The sequence below is a fragment of the Paraburkholderia lebeckiae genome (assembly GCF_050436325.1).
Classification (GTDB): domain Bacteria; phylum Pseudomonadota; class Gammaproteobacteria; order Burkholderiales; family Burkholderiaceae; genus Paraburkholderia; species Paraburkholderia tuberum.
This window is the reverse complement of record NZ_JBNDLZ010000002.1, coordinates 1610561-1630023: the sequence shown is the minus strand read 5'-3', so window position 1 is coordinate 1630023 and position 19463 is coordinate 1610561. Positions and strand designations below refer to the sequence as shown.

Sequence of the window (19463 nt, the reverse complement as noted above, 5' to 3'; positions counted from 1 at the left end):
CGGGTGTTACTCGTCGGCAACCGGATTGGACAGCACACCGATCCGGTCAACCTCCACTTCTGTCACGTCGCCCGGCTTCATGAAGAGCGGCGGGTTGCGTTTCGCCCCGACGCCGCCGGGCGTGCCGGTCACGATCACATCTCCTGGAGAGAGCGGGGTGAAGGTCGACAGGTAGGCGATCTGTTTGGCGATGCCGTGGATCAGCATCTGCGTCGTCGCGCGTTGTACTTCCTGGCCGTTCAGGCGGGTGACGAGCGTCATTACCGCGTTGGGTTCGATCTCGTCGCTCGTCACCATCCACGGCCCGAACGCGCCGGTGCGATAAAAGTTTTTACCCGGCCCCCACTGGCTCGTATGGCGCTGCCAGTCCCGCACGGAGCCGTCGTTGTAACAGGCGTAGCCAGCGATGTGATTCCACGCGTCGGCTTCGGCAATGCGCCGTCCGCCGCGACCGATGACGACGGCAATTTCGCCCTCGTAGTCGAACTGCTGCGACTCCGGCGGACGCAGCATCGGCTGGCCATGGCCAACCTGCGAAGCCGGCACGCGCATGAAGATGACCGGCTGCTCGGTGGTCTCGCGATTGGTTTCCTTGACGTGCTCGGCATAGTTCAGCCCGATACAGAAGATCTGCCCGGGGTTCGTAATGACCGGCAACAGCGTGACTTCCGACAGCGGGTAGTCGCCCTGCGTACCTTCGGCCGCCTGGGCAGCCTCACCGAATGCATCGGCGGCAATCAGCGCTTTCAGATCCGCATAGCGGCCGCCAAGACGCTTGCCGAGGTCAAATACGGTTGCGTCGCGAACGATGCCGAACGAGGGGCCTTGATGGGTAGAAAAGCTGGCGAGTTTCATTGATGCTCCGGTGGATAAAAAGTCGATGCGATCAGCGCTTCGATCCTTCAAAAAGTTGTGCATTTATCTTATTTTGAGAATAAACTAAATTTAACAAAGGACACAACGTCTTTTTTGTTAGGGTTTATCACTATGTGGAGACAAGCATGAACGGTATGAAGCAAGCGCGAGCGGGCCTGTCGCTGAGTCACATGGGTTTTTATGTGAGCGACATGGCACGGCTGGAGGACTTTTATTCCCGGGTGCTGGAGTTCACCGTAACGGATCGGGGAACGCTGCAGACGCCGCACGGCACTGTGCGACTCGTGTTCTTGAGCCGCGATCCCGCGGTGCATCACCAGATCGTGCTCGCGAGCGGCCGCCCCGAACACTTGACGTTCAATCCGATCAACCAGATTTCGTTCGAAGCGGACAGCCTTGCCACGCTGAGGCAGTTTTACCAGCGGTTCGTCGCGGAAGGCCTGGAGGAAATCAACCCCGTCACTCACGGCAATGCGATCTCGATCTATGCGCGCGATCCCGAAGGCAACCGCCTCGAACTCTTCATCGACACGCCGTGGTATGTCGATCAGCCAATGCGGGTGCCTGTCGACTTCAACTTGCCCGACGCTGAACTGATCGCGGCCGTCGAACACCATGCGCGCGCGCTATCGGGGTTCAGGCCGCGCAGCGTCTGGCAGGCAGAAATGGCCGAGCGGATGGGGCTTGCATAAGCGCGGATATAATCCGTTCACACACGAGGAGCCCTGCACAGAGATGTCGAGCATCACGAGACTGTTATCCATACTCGAGCTGTTTTCGGAGGCGAAGCCGTTCCTGTCCGTCGAAGACGTTGCCACCGAACTCGACTGCTCGATTCCAACGGCTTACCGCTATGTGCGCGAGCTCGTGGACGCCGGCTTGCTCATCCGCTTTGCAGGCGGGGACTATGGTCTCGGCCCTCGCATCATCAAGCTTGATTACCATCTGCGCGTGTCGGATCCGCTGCTTGCGATCGGCCAGCCGATCATGCGCGAGTTGAGCGAACACTCGGGCTTCGATGTGGTGATGTCGCGCTGGTACGGCAGCGAGCTCGTTGACACGCATCGCGAAACGCACGAGGCGGCGCTTGACCTCCGATACGGCCGGGGCCGTCCGCGGCCCCTGTTTCTCGGCGCCGCTCCAAAAGCGATCCTGTCCACGTTTCCGAAGGCCAAGCTGGCGGTTCTGTTCGATCAGTATGCCGAAGAGATCGCGCAAAGCGGCTTGGGGACGACACTCGACGAGTTTCGCGCGTCGCTGCTCAAAATCCGACGCGCGGGCTTTTACCTGTCGAGGGACGAACTGGAAAACGGCGTTTCTGCACTGGCGTCGCCGCTGTTCACGGACGATTCGGGCGAAGCAGTCGGATCGCTTGCGGTGATCGTACCGACGCAGCGCCTCGAATTTGCGAATCTGGACCGGCTCGTGGAATCGATCCGGGAGGCAGCGGCGCGAACCTCCCAGCGCACGCGTGCGGTCATCGAAAGTAGGGGAATCGGAGCCGTCGCTTCGTCGCACACGATATCGCGAGCCAAGCGCTCCGCTTAGTCACAAGCTGAAGGCCATTCATCAGCGGTCCAGGGATGGCGACCTCGCCTCCAGTGTCAACGGGGCATTCAGTTGATGTCGTGGCCGACCCGCAAACTCTTTCCGATAGGCTGCGGGAGTCGTCTTTTTTAGCGCGCGAAATTGACGGTTGAAATTGGCAACGTTGGGAAATCCCGAATGCGCGGCGATAACCGACACGGGCCATGAGGTGTCTGCGAGCATTCGACATGCGTGACCGATTCGCACACGGCTCACATACTTCCCGACACTTTCGCCGATATGTTGAACAAAATATCGATTGAGTGTGCGCTCTGAAAGGGTTGCGGCGGCGGCTAATTCCGCCAGTGTCAGCCGTTCGGCAAACCGTGCCTCGATAACTGCTAACGCCCGATTTATCCGCTCCGGCTCGTGGCCGGAAGGCCGCCCCACGTTGCCCTGATCAAATGCGCTGGCGGACGCGAGTGGCCGTGCTTCCTCATCGGCCAATGTGCACAGGATGTCCAGCGCAACGCTGAGTCTCTCTCTGGGAGACACTGACAAAAGACCCTCGAGTCGACTACGCACCGTTGCCCCGGCTTCCGCTCTGAACGCAAGGCCGCAGGCAGCGCGTCGCAGAAGCCGATGAAGTGCTTCGTACTCGGGGCAGCAATCTGCCAGTCGTCGCGCCCAGTCGCCTTCGAACCAGATGACGATGGCGACCTGCGGGGCGCTGTCGTCGATCGAACGGTTCGACGACCAGGTATGAGGCAAGTCCGGCGGGACGAGCACCAGGTCATCGCCCTCGTACCCGGCGATCGAGTCACCGATGTAGCGCTTGCCACGGCTATTCATCGTCAAGGTGAGTTCATATTCCGGGTGATGGTGCCATTCGAACGGAATACGCGGAAGCTTCCGGTGATAAACCCGCACGGAGCATCCGGCGCTCATCTCGACATGTTCGTATAGAGGCTTCATGGCTGGAATCGCAAAGAAGTTGACCTTATTGTATCACCCGTCCATCGTGGCCCAGGCTAAGCTTCAGTCATCAAAGAACACCAGGAGACGCCACCATGGAATCCCTTCACATCGACGATTTGCCGACCGCTATTCGGGCGGCTAAAAAGCTGTTGCGCGCCGGCCTTCCGAACTATAAGGAAGTATTCCAGCAGGTCGAAGCTGAAATTCAGCGCAAGGTCGCTACCATCGTGGCGCAGCGTGCCCGCGGTGAGTCCGTCATTCCTGAAATCCAGTATGCGGATATCGCGGCTGACCGGGTGAGCGCCGCGCAGATCGCATCGATCAAGGATCGAGGGGCCTGCGTCGTCCGGGGCGTGTTCAGCCGCGAGCGCGCTGAAGGCTGGGACGCGCAGGTCGCTGAGTATGTCGAGTCCAATGACCTCGACGAAAAACTCGCGCATCGCGCAGAAGACAAGTACTTCGGCAACCTCGCTTCGAGCAAGCCCCAGATCTATGGCATTTACTGGTCGAAGCCTCAGGTCGAAGCGCGCCAGGCGCCCGAACTCACTCAGACGCGCGTCTTTCTGAACCGTCTCTGGAAACACGACAGCGAAGGGCGCGTTCATTTCGATCCGGACCGCGTTCCGGTGTACGCGGACCGGCTGCGACGTCGCCCCCCCGGCTCGGAGTCGCTCGGGCTGTCTGCTCATTGCGACGGTGGGTCAGTCGAACGTTGGCTTGACGACAATTTCCGGCGTGTTTATCGACACGTGTTTAGTGGCGACTGGCGCCGCTACGACGCGTTCGATGCCGCGTATCGCCCCGAGGCGAGAGAGATTCCGTCACCGACTGTCTGTTCGATGTTCCGTACTTTCCAGGGCTGGACAGCGCTAACTCCGCAAGGTCCGGGAGACGGCACGCTTCAGCTTGTGCCAATTGCCAACGCCATGGTGTATGTGTTGTTGCGCGCTCTCCAGGATGACGTGCCAGAAGACGATCTGTGCGGCGCATTACCTGGCCGCGCACTTTCGATCAAGCGGGAGTGGCATGGTCCGCTTCAAGAAGCGTTGTCCTCCATTCCACTGATGCAGGCAGGGGACACCGTCTTCTGGCATAGCGACGTGATTCACGCGGTCGAAGATGCTCATCGTGGCAAGGGCTACAGCAACGTCATGTACATATCGGCTGCGCCAGCGTGTGCAAAGAACGACGCCTACCTTAAACGCCAGCTGTCGACCTTTCTCAACGGAGATAGCCCGCCGGACTTTCCTGCGGACAATTTCGAAGTCGACTTTGTCGGACGTGCGGCGGAGGCAGACCTGACTGAACTCGGCAAGGACCAGATGGGCTTTACGCTGTGAAACGCCCTCGCTGGGGGTTCAAGGCAATCGCCGATTCGTAGGCGGGTAGCCTGGTCGGTTCGGGGTTAGCCCAGGCGGCCCGACACGATCCGGCCAGGCTCTCTGGCTGACGCGCGATGTATCAAGGGGACAGAAGTCTATTGCCGCTGGCCTGCAACGCGACGTTCTGTGCGGGTGGGATCGATCGACAGAGACGGGTGGCGCCCCGCGGAGCCCACGCTTGATTCCCTGACGACTAGCTGCGGAACGGCGAAGTACTGCACAGGTGGTTCTTTTCCGTCCGCCGCTGGATCGAGCCTGGCCAGCAGCGTCTCACTAGCGATCGTGCCGAGTTTGTCCGCGCCGGCGGAAAGAGTAGTGAGCGGCGGATTGGTATGTTCTGCCGCCACCACATTGTCACAGCCAACGACCGCGAGCGCCTTGCCCGCACGTTTGCCCATTCGGTCCAGCTCATGCAACACGCCAAACGCAACCTGGTCGTTATAGCAAACCACCGCCGTCGGACGAGGCCGCATCTCGAAGATGGCGCGGACTGCCTTGCGACCGCCCTCCGGAGTCAGTTCAACATCGATGATCCACTCGTCGGCGACAGTCAGGGCATGATTGGCCATCGCCGCGAGGTAGCCCTGCCTGCGCTGATTCGCAACCGCATATCCGGTTCGATTACCGGCGAATGCGATACGTGTGTGGCCCTGAGCAACTAGATGTTCCGTCGCGAGAGCGAATCCAAAGCTGTTGTCGACTCCGACCGTGTCGACATCCGTGCCCATCGGTCGCATGACAAGGACAAGTGGAATTCCCCAGGACTTGATCTCGTCCGGCAGTTGCTCAGGTGTTCCCAGCGCAGGAGACATGATCAGGCCGGCCACATTCTGCTCACGCATCGATTGCAGAACACGGGTTTGGGTCGCGACGTTTTCGGCAGTGTGCGCCATCAGCGTCGTGTATCCGGACTGCGCGAGTACCCGCTCGATGGCGACGAGCAACTCGACGAAGAAAGGGTTAGTCAGATCATTAATGACCATGCCGACGATGGTACTTCGGGTCCCGCGCAGATTTGCTGCGCCGCGGTTGTAGACGTAGCCGAGGAGCTGTGCCGCCGCCCGAACCTTGTCGGCCGTCTCCGCCTTGATTTTTGGGCTCTGCTGAAGGACCAGCGAGACTGTCGACTTGGATACCCCCGCAGCCGCTGCAATGTCCTGAATCGTCGGAATGGTTTTCATGTTGCTTTGCACAATTGGAACGTTCCAAAAAGTGTTTGACACGGTGAAATGAGTCTACTACAGTTGGTTGGAACGATCCAATAGACGCGCGTTGGAACGTTCCAATGGAGAGAGACAATGGCTACTAATATTCGCTGGGCGCTAGTCGGCGCCAGCACCATAGCGGACGAGTGGATGGTCAACGCGATCCGGTCGCAGCCGGACGGCACGATCGAAGCCGTCGTCAGTGGCAGCGCCGGGCGCGCTCGCGAGTTCGCCGACAAGCATCGGATTTCAAAGTCCGGCACGAACCTCGATGAGATCCTCGCCGATCGCGACATCGACGCGGTCTACATCAGCAGCACCAACGAAAAACACCTGCCTCAGGTACTGGCGGCCGCTGCCGCCGGCAAACACGTGCTCTGCGAAAAGCCGCTTGCGCTCTCAGAGGCTGACGCCGCTCAGATGATCGAGGCGTGCGCTGCGCATAAGGTCATCCTCGGCACGAATCATCACCTGCGGTGTGCAGCGACACACCGTCGTCTGCGTGAACTCATCCGTTCAGGCGCGGTGGGCACGCCGCTTTACGTGCGTGTCTTCCACGCGGTCTCCCTGCCTCCGCACCTGCGCGGCTGGCGAATCGAGCGCCCTGATGCGGGCGGCGGCGTCGTGCTCGACATCTCCGTGCACGACGCCGACACCCTTCGCTTCATTCTGGATGCAGAACCCGTCGAAGTGAGCGCGATGACCTCGTCCGGAAGCATGGGTACACGCGGCCTCGCCGACGGCGTGATGGGAATCATCCGGTTCAGTAACGGCGTGCTTGCCCAGATACACGACGCGTTCACCGTGCCGTACGCACCGACCGGCCTCGAGGTCCACGGGACCGAAGGCTCGCTCATCGCACGTGACGTGATGACCCAGCGCGCCGTTGGAGAAATCGAGCTGCGTTCAGCAGCAGGTTTCGAAATCATCGAGGTCGTCCATCAGGACCTCTATGTCACGGCAGTCGCCCAGTTCCATCGCGCTGTTCTCCTCGGTGAGGATCCCGCGGCGACCGGCCGGGACGGATACCGGTCACTGGTTAGCGCGCTTGCGCTTCAAGAGTCGGCTTCGACCGGTGCACACGTCGCCGTCCCGCAGCAGTTCGCGCGCTGAGTCAGTTTGAGGAGATCTATTGTGGGTTCCAGCAAAGTTATTTCGATGGCGACTGCCGCAGGCCTGATCAACGATGGTGACGTTGTGACCGTCAGTTCGTCGAGTGGCCTTGGCTGCCCCGACGCCATGCTGGCGGCGATCGGGACGCGCTTTGAAACCGAGGGCCATCCTCGAGCACTTTCGCTGCTGCATCCGATCGCAGCCGGCGACATGTATGGCGTCAAAGGTATTGACCATCTGGCAAAGCACGGGCTTATCAAGTCGATTATCGCCGGTTCGTTTCCCAGCGGCCCATCGAGTCTACCGATGCCCGACATCTGGCGGATGGTCGTCGACAACGAAATCCGCGCATACAACCTCCCGAGCGGGGTGATGTTTGACATGCATCGGGACGCGGCCGCGAAGCGCCCCGGTGTCCTCACCAAGGTGGGGCTCGACACTTTCGTCGATCCGGACCGGCAGGGCGGCGCAATGAACAGTCTCTCGGAATCCGAGCCGATCGTGGCAAAGGTCACGTTCGCGGGCGAGGAGTGGCTCTTCTTTCCGAATATCGTGCCGCGCGTCGCAATCGTGCGTGCCACCACAGCGGACGAGCGGGGCAACCTGTCTTACGAACACGAAGGCGCGCTGCTTGGCGGCCGCGACCAGGCGCTTGCGGTGCGCAATAACGGCGGCATTGTCATCGCCCAGGTCAAGCGAGTCGTGAAGGCTGGGTCGCTCGGTACGCAGCAGGTGCATATTCCGTGCAACCTCGTTGACTACGTGGTCGTGGACCCCGAGCAGAAACAGACGACGCAGATCGAATACGACCCGGAGATCAGCGGCGAAATCAAGGTTCCGGACAGCGAATTTGCATTGGCCGACTGGAACGCAGAAAAGGTGATTGCCCGTCGCGCGGCGATGGAGATCGCGGACGGAGACGCGGTGAATCTTGGCTTCGGCATTTCGGCCAACGTTCCGCGCATTCTCCTTGAAGAAGGACTCAACGGCCGGGTGACGTGGGCCATCGAGCAGGGTGCGGTGGGCGGTATGCCGCTGCTCGGCTTCGCCTTCGGTTGCTCGGCAAACGCCGACGCGATCATGCCGTCGCCTTCGCAGTTCATCTACTTCCAGGGAGGCGGCTTCGACGTTTCGCTGCTGTCGTTCCTGCAGATCGACCGCAACGGCCACGTGAACGTGTCGAAGCTGCCCAGCAAGCCGTACCTGACTGCCGGATGTGGCGGCTTCATCGACATTACGACGCACGCGAAGAAGCTCGTCTTCTCGGGCTTTTTCACAGCCGGCGCGAAGCTGGAGGTCGGTCACGGACGGCTGACGATCCTTCAGGAGGGCAAATCGAAGAAGTTCGTCGGCGAGGTCGACCACGTCACGTTCAGCGGCCGCATGGCGCAGCAGCGTGGTCAGCAGGTGCTGTATGTGACTGAACGCTGTGTGCTGCAGCTCACGAAGGAAGGTCTTGAAGTGATCGAAGTAGCGCCGGGCATCGACCTGAACAAGGACGTGCTCGAGCAGGCGGACTTTCCTCTGATTGTTTCACCGGATCTGAAGACCATGAATGCGGCGATTTTCAGCGAATCGCCGTACGGCCTGCAACTCGGGGAGGCACGTCGTGGCTGATATCGATGCAATCCAGTTCGAGCGCAGCGGCGCAGTCGCTGTTGTCACGTTGAACCGCCCCGAGAAGCTCAATGCCTTGACCCCACCAATGCTGATGCGTCTGGAGGCGGTCGCCGCTGAGCTTGATACGTGGACCGATGTGCGCGCCGTGGTCCTGACGGGTTCGGGAACGAAGGCTTTCTGCGTGGGTGCGGACATCAATGAATGGTCCGCGCTGACGCCACTTGATATGTGGCGTCAGTGGGTACCGCGCGGACACAGGATCTTTGATCGTTGGGCTGCGCTTCGTGTACCGGTCATTGCCGCTATCAATGGACACGCGCTCGGAGGCGGGCTGGAGCTTGCCGCAGTGGCGGACATCCGGATCGCAGACCCTGCCGCGACCTTCGCGCTTCCGGAAGCCGGTATAGCGACATGTCCGGGCTGGTCTGGCACGCAACGGCTTGTCTCGGTCATTGGGGCGAGCAAGGTCAAGATGCTCGCGCTCACCGGCAGACGTATCGACTCCACGCGCGCTCACGAGATTGGTCTGATCGACGAGCTTGCATCAGCGGGCGGTGTATTGAACGCCGCGCTGGAGATGGCCGAACAGATCGCACGTCTCGCGCCCGTGTCGGTGCAACTGACCAAGCAACTGGTGAACGCGGCAAATGGCGAGGGTGCTGCGGCCACCCTTGAGGCAATGGCGGGTGCATTGGCGGCAACCACCGCGGATGCGCGTGAGGGAATGCTGAGCTTTCGCGAAAAGCGGCCGGCGAACTTTGAGGGTAACTGACATGACGACTGCAAACATGAATCCGGAACTGGCGCCCTTGCTTGTGGCGTCTCATAAGACTGACTTCGAGGTGTATCACGGCCGCCTCTACATCGACGGGCAGTGGCGCGAGGCTGGTGGCGGCGAACGTGTCGAGCGGCTCAGTCCGGCTCACGGCGAGCTGGTCAGCACCTATGCCGTGGCGACGCCCGAGGACGTCGACGCGGCGATCGACGCAGCCCATCGTGCATTTCACAACGGCCCCTGGCCAAAGATGAAGGGAGCGGAGCGTGCCCGCGTGCTGCTGGCGATCGCGGATGGCATCCAGGCCCAGATTGAGCGTCTTGCGCTAATCGAATCGCTGGAGAACGGCAAGCCGCTCACCCAGGCGCGCGCGGAGGTCGCCGGTTGCGTCGATCTGTGGCAGTACGCTGCGAGCCTTGCTCGCACCACCAGCGGTGACGCCTACAACACCTTGGGCGAGGACATGCTAGGACTGGTGTTGCGTCAGCCGATCGGGGTGGTCGGCATCATCACGCCATGGAATTTTCCGCTGTGGATCCTGTGCCAGAAACTGCCATTCGCGATGGCAGCGGGCTGCACATGCGTGATCAAGCCCAGCGAGCTGACGTCCGGCACGACCGTCATGTTGATGGAGATCCTTGAAAAGGCGGGCGTACCAGCCGGGGTCGCGAATGTCGTGACGGGCAAGGGCTCACGCGTCGGTCAGCCTCTCGCCGAGAGTCCGCGGGTCGACATGCTCTCGTTCACGGGTTCGACCCATGTGGGGTCGATGCTCGCCGGGGTGGCCTCGAAGAAACTCAAGAAAGTCGCCCTGGAACTGGGCGGCAAGAATCCTCAGATCGTTTTCCCGGACTGCGACTGGGATGCCATGGTCGACGCGGTCGTGTTCGGCGTGTACTTCAACGCCGGCGAATGCTGCAACAGCGGTAGCCGGGTTCTGGTGCATGAGTCCATCGTGGAGCGGTTTGCCGCTGCTGTTATCGAGCGCGCCCGCGAAATGCCTGTCGGCGATCCGCTTCATCCTGATGCGAAGGTCGGCGCGATCGTCAGCGAACAGCAAATGAACGACATCCTTGGTCATATCGAGACCGGTGTCTCGGCAGGTGCGAAGGTGCGTCTTGGCGGCGGGCGTTACGCAAGCGCTAACGGCCTTTATCTGCAGCCGACCGTCCTGACCGATGTCACCGCAGACATGAGTGTCGCAAGAGAGGAAATTTTCGGCCCTGTCTTGAGTGTCATCGCGTTCCGCGATCTGGATCATGCCATCGAAATCGCAAACGACACGGCGTACGGCTTGTCGGCCGCGGTGTGGAGCAGCGATATCGATACTTGCCTGAAGGTCGCACGCGGTGTCGACGCAGGGACGATCTGGGTGAACACCTTCCTCGACGGATATCCGGAACTCCCGTTTGGCGGATTCAAGGCGAGCGGCGTCGGCCGCGAACTCGGCAAGCAGGCGGTCGAGGACTATACGGAGACGAAGACGATTCAACTGCATATCGGAGAACGCAAGAACCTCTGGTTGCCGGCGAAGAAATAGCGGGCAGGAAATAAGCCTCGGGCGGAAGGGGCCGCCGGGAAAAAGACTGAAAACCCTCTCCATCAGAGAGAGCAACCCATCTGGAGTGAGACATGTTGAGGAAGACACTTTTTGCACTCGTGGCAGCCATCGCCGTCAGTGGCAGCAGCACGGTATCGGCGGCCGACACCAAATCCGTCGAAGTGATGCACTGGTGGACCTCGGGCGGCGAAGCCCGTGCGCTGGAGGTATTAAAGGACGGTTTGAAGCAGCGCGGATACGCCTGGAAGGACGCACCGATTGCAGGGGGCGGCGGCGAAGCAGCGCGCACGGTGCTGAAAGCTCGCGTTGCATCCGGCAATCCGCCTGACGCCATCCAGATGCTCGGCTTTACCATTCCTGAATACGCGTCGCAGGATTTTCTGACCAACCTCGATCCGATCGCGGCAAAGGAAGGATGGGACAAGCTCGTGCCCGGTCCGATTCAACGTTTCTCGAAGGTCGATGGTCATTGGGTAGCGGTGCCGGTCGACGTTCACCGGACCAACTGGATCTGGGCGAACAAGAAGATTTTCGATCAGTTGCACCTGACTCCGCCGCAGACGTTCGACCAACTGGTTGCCGATGCCGCCGTGATTCGCAAGGCTGGCTACACGCCGCTCGCCCACGGCGGGCAGCCGTGGCAGGAAGCGACGATTTTCGATAGCGCTGTCATGTCTGCCGGCGGCCCGAAATTTTATACCCAAGCCCTTGTCAATCTCGATCCTGCCGCGCTCGGCTCAAAGACGATGGAAAAGGCATTCGACCAGATGCGCGCGCTGCGCGGTATGGTCGATCCGAATTTCCCGGGGCGTGACTGGAACCTCGCAACGTCGATGGTCATCAACGACAAGGCCGCGATGCAGATCATGGGCGACTGGGCGAAGGGTGAGTTCGTGAACGCCGGCAAGAAGGCCAATGTCGACTACCTGTGCTTCCAGTATCCCGGCACCCAGGGCGACTTCATCTTCAATACTGACCAGTTTGCGACGTTCAAAAAGAGCGATGCCAGCGTGCCTGGTGAAAATGCGTTCGCGTCGACCGTGATGGACAAGGGCGTCCAGGCGAAATTCAATCAGATCAAGGGAGCGATTCCGGCGCGTCTCGATGTGCCTTCCGATGGGTTCGACGAGTGCGGCCAGAAATCGATGGCTGATCTTCGCTCCGCGTTGAAGAGCGGCACGATGGTGGGCAGCTTCGCGCACGGACACGCAATGCCCGATGGGCCGAAGAACGCGGTCTATGACGTCGTCACGCATTTCTTCAACGCCAACGAGTCATCTGCCGATGCGGTGAAACAGCTGGTCGACGCTGTCAACAACGCCAAGTAGGCCGTACACCGTCTTAAAACTCACGGGGGCGCACCAGCGTGCCCCTGCGAAGACCCGATGCTCCCGAAGTAGAGGTGGTTGCCATGCACACTACACACCGGACCGTCCATACCTCGGCACGAGGTACTACGGACGAATCCCAGCTTCACGACAAACGCCGGTCAAGCCTGAGAAACCGGTTCGAGCAGGTATTGCCAAAGCTCGTGTTGTCGCCCACGTTGATTACGACGCTGATCTTCGTCTACGGTTTTATCGTCTGGACGACGGTCCTGTCGTTCACGCGCTCACGCGCGTTTGCCAATCTGCACTGGGGCGGCCTGATGCAGTACGGACGCGTCTGGACACATCCGCGCTGGCACATTGCGGTCACCAATCTGGGAATCTATGCATCGCTGTATGTCGTCCTGTGCATGGGGATCGGGCTGGGCCTCGCCATTCTTCTCGACCAGCGCATCAGGGCGGAAGGCGGTCTGCGCGCGATCTTTCTTTATCCGATGGCGATCTCCTTCATCGTAACGGGCACAGCCTGGAAATGGATACTGAATCCCGGTCTCGGGCTGACGAAGCTTTTCCACGACTGGGGTTGGACCAGTTTCCGGTTCGACTGGATCATCGATGATCGAATGGCCATTTACACCGTGGTCATCGCCGCGGTGTGGCAGGCGTCCGGCTTCGTCATGGCGATGTTCCTCGCAGGCCTGCGGGGTATCGACCAGGACATGGTCAAAGCCGCGTCGATCGATGGGGCAAGAATGCCGGCTATCTATCGACGCATCATCATTCCGCAACTGCGCCCGGCTTTCGTTTCCGCGTTCGTCATCCTCGTTCACCTCGCGGTCAAGAGCTATGAACTGGTGGTGGCCTTGACAGGCGCAGGTCCCGGCTATTCGACGGAGTTGCCCTCGACGTTCATGTACTCATTCACCTTCACGCGAAACGAGTTGGGAATGGGAGCGGCGAGTGCGGTCATGATGCTGTGCACGGTCGCCGCGATCATGGTTCCGTATCTCTATTCAGAGCTTCGTCCGCGCAGCGGCAGCGGCTCGCATTAGTCCAGTCAGGAGATCGTCATGTTGAAAAAAGGCTGGGACTCGCCGCAAATGGTGATGGGCAAGCATAACTACGTATCGAGGATCGTGATCTATGGACTACTGGCGGTTTTCGCCGTGGTCTATCTGATCCCGCTCGCGGTAATGATGCTGACGTCGTTCAAACCTCTTTCGGAGGTGTACAGCGGGAACATTCTCGCGTTGCCTCGTGCATGGACACTGGAGCCGTGGCTTAAAGCCTGGGGGGAAGCCTGCGTTGGCCTCGATTGTTCTGGCGTGAAGGGGTTTTTCTGGAACTCGACAAGGATGGTCATTTCCGCCGTTGCGATTTCTACCTTCCTTGGCGCGCTCAACGGGTACGTGCTGACCAAATGGAGATTCAAGGGCGACAACATCCTGTTTGGACTCGTGCTGTTCGGATGCTTCATCCCGTTCCAAATCGTGCTCATTCCGATGGCTACCTTCCTCGGGAAGATCGGACTGGCACAGTCCATTACGGGTCTCGTCTTCGTGCACATCGTCTACGGTCTGTGCTTTACGACTTTGTACTTCCGTAACTTCTATGTCGCGTTTCCCGATGAACTGGTGAAGGCCGCAATGATCGATGGCGCGCGCTTTTTCAGGATCTTTCTGCGCATCCTGTTGCCGTGTTCCGGCGCCATCATCACTGTAACGGTGATCTGGCAGTTCACCAATATCTGGAACGACTTCCTCTTCGGTGCTTCATTTACGACGGGCAGCACGGCGCCTATTACGGTCGCACTGAACAACATCGTGAATACGTCGACGGGCGTGCGTGAGTACAACGTTCAGATGGCAGCCGCCGTGATTACCGCGCTGCCCACTCTTCTGGTCTATGTGATCGGCGGCCGCTATTTCGTGCGCGGCATGATGGCCGGTTCGGTAAAGGGGTAAGGAAATGGCTTCTCTGCATATTTCAAATGTCCGCAAGGCCTACGGCCCGACGGAAATCCTGAAGAACATCAACATCGATGTGACCGATGGCGATTTCCTTGTACTTGTCGGGCCGTCCGGTTGCGGAAAATCGACCCTGCTGTCGCTGATCGCGGGACTCGACACTATCTCCGGCGGGGAGATCCGGATCGACAACGACCGTGTGAACGACCTGCATCCCAGCGAGCGGGATATCGCGATGGTCTTTCAGAGCTACGCGCTGTATCCGAACATGACGGTCGGCCAGAACATCAGCTTCGGTCTCGAGATGCGCAAAGTGTCGAAAGTGGAGAGGGATAAGGCCGTCGCGGACGCTGCTAGACTGCTTCAGATCGAGCACCTGATCAAGCGCCGCCCGGGCCAACTCTCGGGCGGTCAACGGCAGCGTGTCGCCATGGGACGGGCGCTGGTGCGGGACCCGAAAATCTTCCTGTTCGACGAGCCGCTGTCCAATCTTGACGCAAAACTGCGCGTTGACATGCGCACCGAAATCAAGAAGCTGCATCAACGGCTCGGCGCGACCATCGTGTACGTGACTCACGATCAGATCGAAGCGATGACACTCGCGACCCGGATTGCGGTGATGAAGGGGGGCGTGATCCAGCAGTTCGGCACGCCAGCCGAGATCTACAGTACGCCGGCCAATACCTTTGTCGCGACGTTCATGGGCTCCCCGTCGATGAACCTCATTCCGGCAGTGCTCTCAGCCCGGAACGACACACTCGTTCTGACGATGGGCGAAGGCAGTGCAGCGGTTAGCCTTGATCTGCCGGACCAGTCCGCCGCAGTCGCGCGATACGCGGGCAAGAAGGTGATTGCCGGCCTTCGGCCAGAAGCGATCGGTGTGGAATCCTCGCGGGTCCCGGATGCGGTGCGCGAGGTAGCGGTGAAGGTGCTGGTCATGGAGCCCACGGGACCGGACACGCTGGCGGCGCTTGAAATGGGCGGGGTCGAAGTCGCGGCCCGACTGGGCGCCGACATTCCGCATAGCCCGGGCGAGCACTGCAACCTGCGGGTCGATCTGTCGAAGCTGGTCCTCTTCGATGCGCAAACGGAAGAAAGGATAGCGTGATGCATGCCGATGTCGTCATCGTTGGTTCGGGCGTCGGCGGCAGCGCGATTGCCCTGCGACTCGCCGGTACGGGTGCCAGTGTCGTTGTGATCGAGCGGGGCGACAATCTTCCCCGCGAACTGCAGAACTGGGACGCGGAAGCCGTATTCGGCCAACTCCGGTATCGCACGCGCGACACTTGGCTCAACGGCGCTGGCGAGCGCTATCGCCCTGGCCAGTACTACTTTGTCGGCGGGCATACGAAGTTCTTCGGCACCGCCATGTTCCGGCTGCGTGAAGCCGACTTCGAAGAACTCGCGCATGAGGAAGGCGTGTCGCCCGCGTGGCCCATCAAGTACCAGGACCTCGAAAAATACTACGACCAGGCCGAGGAACTGTTCGGTGTGAGAGGGTCCGCTGGTCAGGATCCGACCGAGCCGCCGAGATCCGTCAATTATCGTCATGGACCGATACCTGACGAACCTGTGATTGGCAGGCTCCGGGAGAAGCTTCGGCAGCAGGGCCTGCATCCGTTCTTTATGCCGGCTTCGGTCGATTTCGGCGACGGCGGCGCGTGCGTGCGCTGCGGCACATGTGACGCTTTTCCTTGCCGCATTGACGCGAAAGGAGACGCCGAGATGTGCCTGTTGCGTCCCGCGCTGAAACAAGGAGGCGTGTCCCTGCTGACGGGCGCGCGCGCGACACGACTTGTGACCGACCCGACAGGGCGAAGAATTTCGAGCCTCGAAGTTCAGACGCGGGACGGTCCGCTTACGGTCACTGGCGACACGTTTGTGCTGTCGGCAGGCGCGATCAATAGCGCTGTTCTGTTACTCGCCTCGGCTAACGACAAATTTCCGAACGGGCTTGCGAACACGTCTGGAGCGGTTGGGCGGTACTACATGAACCATAACTGCACCGCGATTCTGGCAATCGATCCGAAGACGGTCAACGACACCCGTTTTCCGAAGACGCTTTCGGTCAACGACTTCTACTTTGGCGGCGTGCATGACCGGTGGCCGCTGGGCAATCTGCAAATGCTGGGAAAAATCCGCGAACCCATGCTTCGTGGCGCGCTTCCGTATGTGCCGAGGAAGCTTCTGGAATACATAAGCCGTCACAGTGTCGATCTTTACGCGATGTCGGAAGACTTGCCGAGCGCCGATAGTCGCGTAGAGCTAACGTCGTCCGGTGACATCCAGCTTACGTGGAATCGTACCAACCTCAAACCGCATGAACGCTTCGTTCAGAAAGCGAAGCGTCTGCTCAAGGACGCGGGCTATCCGCTGGTAGTCAGCAGACGCTTTGGCGAGGACACGCCGTCCCATCAATGTGGGACGGTCCGGTTCGGCAATGACGCTGGGTCCGCGCCGCTCGATCCGTTCTGCAAGGCGTATGACCACCAGAACCTGTACGTCGTTGACGCGAGCTTTTTCCCCTCGTCTGCTGCGGTCAATCCGGCACTGACGGTAGCAGCCCAGGCTCTACGGGTCGGCGAACACCTTCGTTCGGAGCTGACGCGCAGCCGCACGGCTAGCGGAGACCACGCTTTTGACGGAGGCCGACATGCCTGATGACGCAATGCAACCTCTCGCAGCGCTCGTCACGGGCGGCCGCCGCGGAATCGGGCGCGCGATCGCTGTGGAGCTCGCGTCGCGCGGCTACGACGTGGCCATTACCGACGTCGTCGATGACGAAGATACCGCTCTGACGCTAAGGGCGATTGAGGACCAGGGACGGCGGTCTCTCTTTGTCCAGGCGAATTTGCAGGACGTAGCGTCACACACGCGAGTGCTCGAACGGGTGCTGGCATGGTGCGGCGATCTGGATTGCCTGGTGAACAACGCGGGAATCGGCTCGCCCGCGCGTGGTGATCTGCTGGATGTGACTTCTGAGGCGTTCGACACCGTGCTTGGAGTGAATCTGCGCGGAACCTTCTTCATGACTCAGGCGGTTGCTCGCCATATGTTGAGCGGAGAGCCAGATCGCCCGCGCGCGATTATCACGGTCTCGTCGGTATCAGCCACGATGGCGTCACCTGAGAGGGCCGAGTATTGCCTCTCGAAGTCCGCTTTGCCGATGATGACAAAACTGTTCGCACTACGGCTTGCTCATGCAGGCATCCCGGTTTTTGAGGTGCGGCCTGGGATTATCCGGACGCCGATGACCGAAGCGGTTGCGCAGAAGTATGAGGCGCGTTTCAAGGAGGGGCTCGTTCCCATGAACCGTTGGGGCGAGGCTGACGATGTCGCGAAGGCGGTCGGTCAGCTTGCGGGCGGTGCGTTGCGGTTTGCCACAGGCAGCGTGCTCCAGGTTGATGGTGGCCTCTCGATTTCTGCCTTTTGAAGGTGAGCAGCATGAAGACCGATAGCTACGACTACATCATTACGGGCGGAGGGTCGGCCGGTTGCGTACTGGCGAATCGCCTGAGCGCCGATCCTTCCATGACGGTTTTGCTGCTTGAGGCTGGCGGCGGCGACCGGAACCCGCTTTTCCACATGCCCGCTGGTTTCGCGAAGATGACCAAAGGCATCGGTTCATGGGGCTGGCATACCGTGCCTCAAAAGCATCTGAAGGACCGTGTCTTGCGCTTCACACAAGCGAAAGTCATCGGTGGCGGCTCGTCGATCAACGCGCAGATCTATACGCGCGGCGTGCCAGCGGACTACGACGAGTGGGAGAGCATGGGTGGCGCAACGGGCTGGAGTTACCGCGATGTACTGCCTTATTTCAAACGATCGGAGAACAATCAGCGCTTCGCGAATGAATATCATGCCTATGGTGGTCCGCTAGGCGTGTCAAATCCGATCAGTCCTCTGCCGGTCTGCGAAGCGTTCTTCCAGGCAGGTCAGGAGATGGGCATGCCCTTTAACGCCGACTTCAACGGCGCTCAACAGGAAGGTCTCGGCTACTATCAGCTGACGCAGTTCAACGCGCGGCGCGCATCGGCATCCGTCGGGTTCCTTGAGCCGATCCTCGGGCGGCCGAACCTCACTGTCAGGTTACAGTCACAGGCGCTGCGCGTGATCGTCGAAGGAGGGCGCGCAGTCGGCGTAGAACTGGTCAGTGGAACCGACCGCACGCCAGTTGTTGTGCGCGCGAGGCGCGAAGTGATCGTGTCTTCCGGGGCCATTGGATCCCCCAAGCTGCTGATGCAATCAGGCATCGGCCCGGCTGATCATTTGAGGTCATCGGGTGTACCCGTCGTGCATGACATGCCGGGCGTCGGCTCAAATCTGCAGGACCATCTCGACCTGTTTGTCATCGCTGAATGTACTGGCGATCATACGTACGACAAGTACAACAAACTCCAGCATGCAGCGTGGGCAGGCCTGCAGTACCTGCTTCTGAAGAAGGGCCCGGTTGCTTCGAGCCTGTTCGAGACGGGCGGCTTCTGGTATGCGGACGGAATCGCTGCGACACACGCCCGGTCGCCCGACATCCAGTTCCATCTCGGCCTGGGTTCAGGAATCGAAGCGGGCATGGCGAAACTTCGCCATGGCGGCGTCACCTTGAATACCGCATATCTTCGGCCCAGATCGCGCGGCAGCGTACGTCTGGCAAGCGCCGATCCTGCGACAGCGCCGCTGATCGACCCGAACTACTGGTCGGAGCCGGAAGACCGGCATGCAGCGCTCAAGGGCCTGCGCCTTGCGCGCGAGTTAATGAATCAGCCCGCGTTGAAGCGTTTTGTGCAGACGGAAGTCCTGCCCGGTCCGCGTGTCAACACGGACGACGAGCTGTTTGATTATGCGTGTGCCAATGCCAAGACCGATCACCATCCGGTCGGTACGTGCAGGATGGGGCGCCCTGAGGACGAACATAGCGTAGTCACACCTGACCTGCGAGTGATTGGCATTGACGGACTTCGCGTGGTCGATGCCTCCGTGATGCCGCTCATTCCGTCGTGTAACACCAATGCACCGACCATCATGGTCGCGGAGAAGGCAGCCGATCATATCCTCGGTCGCATCCCGGCGCCAAACGCTGTGCGTGCCAAACGAGGTGCGAACGAGATCCCGACATCGACCGCCTTCTGAGAGA

General features: G+C 60.3%; 17 protein-coding genes. 14 read left to right on the top strand and 3 right to left on the bottom strand.

The features are described 5' to 3' along the window. Window positions 1-6: 6 nt before the first annotated feature. A complete protein-coding gene (locus tag OKW44_RS10710) occupies window positions 7-855 on the bottom strand; it encodes a fumarylacetoacetate hydrolase family protein (RefSeq protein WP_018424406.1) in 849 nt (282 codons plus the stop codon). 146 nt (window positions 856-1001) lie between these two features. On the opposite strand from OKW44_RS10710, the gene OKW44_RS10705 reads away from it, so the two are divergent. Continuing rightward, window positions 1002-1568, top strand: a complete 567-nt coding sequence (locus OKW44_RS10705; RefSeq protein ID WP_018424407.1) for a VOC family protein — start codon at window positions 1002-1004, stop codon at window positions 1566-1568. 43 nt (window positions 1569-1611) lie between these two features. Further along, window positions 1612-2424, top strand: coding sequence for an IclR family transcriptional regulator (locus OKW44_RS10700; RefSeq protein WP_018424408.1), 813 nt, complete (start codon window positions 1612-1614; stop codon window positions 2422-2424). Window positions 2425-2445: 21 nt separating this feature from the next. On the opposite strand, the gene OKW44_RS10695 is transcribed toward OKW44_RS10700, so the two are convergent. Next, window positions 2446-3378, bottom strand: coding sequence for a helix-turn-helix domain-containing protein (locus OKW44_RS10695; RefSeq protein ID WP_084754396.1), 933 nt, complete (start codon window positions 3376-3378; stop codon window positions 2446-2448). 95 nt (window positions 3379-3473) lie between these two features. On the opposite strand from OKW44_RS10695, the gene OKW44_RS10690 reads away from it, so the two are divergent. Continuing rightward, entirely contained in the window at window positions 3474-4721 is a 1248-nt protein-coding gene (locus OKW44_RS10690) for a DUF1479 domain-containing protein (RefSeq protein ID WP_018424410.1), read from the top strand. Between the two features lie 137 nt (window positions 4722-4858). Here the strand turns inward: OKW44_RS10690 and OKW44_RS10685 are convergent, their stop codons facing one another. After that, window positions 4859-5944 (bottom strand): LacI family DNA-binding transcriptional regulator, encoded by a 1086-nt coding sequence (locus OKW44_RS10685; RefSeq protein WP_018424411.1) that lies wholly within the window; start codon window positions 5942-5944, stop codon window positions 4859-4861. A 117-nt stretch (window positions 5945-6061) separates the two neighbouring features. On the opposite strand from OKW44_RS10685, the gene OKW44_RS10680 reads away from it, so the two are divergent. The 11 genes from OKW44_RS10680 to OKW44_RS10630 all read left to right on the top strand — a co-directional run bounded on the left by OKW44_RS10680 (window position 6062) and on the right by OKW44_RS10630 (window position 19459). Further along, window positions 6062-7081, top strand: coding sequence for a Gfo/Idh/MocA family protein (locus OKW44_RS10680; RefSeq protein ID WP_026226517.1), 1020 nt, complete (start codon window positions 6062-6064; stop codon window positions 7079-7081). Between the two features lie 45 nt (window positions 7082-7126). Then, on the top strand, window positions 7127-8698 hold the full coding sequence (locus OKW44_RS10675; RefSeq protein ID WP_018424413.1) for an acyl CoA:acetate/3-ketoacid CoA transferase: 1572 nt from the start codon (window positions 7127-7129) through the stop codon (window positions 8696-8698). Beyond that, on the top strand, window positions 8691-9473 hold the full coding sequence (locus tag OKW44_RS10670) for an enoyl-CoA hydratase/isomerase family protein (protein WP_018424414.1): 783 nt from the start codon (window positions 8691-8693) through the stop codon (window positions 9471-9473). Before OKW44_RS10675 ends, OKW44_RS10670 begins: the two co-directional genes overlap by 8 nt. Window positions 9474-9489: 16 nt before the next feature. After that, on the top strand, window positions 9490-11016 hold the full coding sequence (locus tag OKW44_RS10665) for an aldehyde dehydrogenase family protein (RefSeq protein ID WP_051103871.1): 1527 nt from the start codon (window positions 9490-9492) through the stop codon (window positions 11014-11016). A gap of 92 nt (window positions 11017-11108) precedes the next feature. Next, on the top strand, window positions 11109-12365 hold the full coding sequence (locus tag OKW44_RS10660; RefSeq protein ID WP_018424416.1) for an ABC transporter substrate-binding protein: 1257 nt from the start codon (window positions 11109-11111) through the stop codon (window positions 12363-12365). Between the two features lie 83 nt (window positions 12366-12448). Continuing rightward, window positions 12449-13417 carry a carbohydrate ABC transporter permease gene (locus tag OKW44_RS10655; RefSeq protein WP_084754398.1) on the top strand — a complete coding sequence of 323 codons (969 nt, stop codon included), beginning with the start codon at window positions 12449-12451 and terminating at the stop codon, window positions 13415-13417. A 54-nt stretch (window positions 13418-13471) separates the two neighbouring features. Then, window positions 13472-14329, top strand: coding sequence for a carbohydrate ABC transporter permease (locus tag OKW44_RS10650; protein WP_429410854.1), 858 nt, complete (start codon window positions 13472-13474; stop codon window positions 14327-14329). A gap of 4 nt (window positions 14330-14333) precedes the next feature. Then, window positions 14334-15440, top strand: a complete 1107-nt coding sequence (locus OKW44_RS10645; RefSeq protein WP_018424419.1) for an ABC transporter ATP-binding protein — start codon at window positions 14334-14336, stop codon at window positions 15438-15440. Then, window positions 15440-16993 carry an FAD-dependent oxidoreductase gene (locus tag OKW44_RS10640; protein WP_018424420.1) on the top strand — a complete coding sequence of 518 codons (1554 nt, stop codon included), beginning with the start codon at window positions 15440-15442 and terminating at the stop codon, window positions 16991-16993. Before OKW44_RS10645 ends, OKW44_RS10640 begins: the two co-directional genes overlap by 1 nt. Then, window positions 16986-17765 (top strand): 3-ketoacyl-ACP reductase, encoded by a 780-nt coding sequence (locus tag OKW44_RS10635; RefSeq protein ID WP_018424421.1) that lies wholly within the window; start codon window positions 16986-16988, stop codon window positions 17763-17765. The genes OKW44_RS10640 and OKW44_RS10635 overlap by 8 nt, the downstream gene beginning before the upstream one ends. 11 nt (window positions 17766-17776) lie before the next feature. After that, a complete protein-coding gene (locus tag OKW44_RS10630) occupies window positions 17777-19459 on the top strand; it encodes a GMC family oxidoreductase (RefSeq protein WP_035472241.1) in 1683 nt (560 codons plus the stop codon). Window positions 19460-19463: the final 4 nt, after the last annotated feature.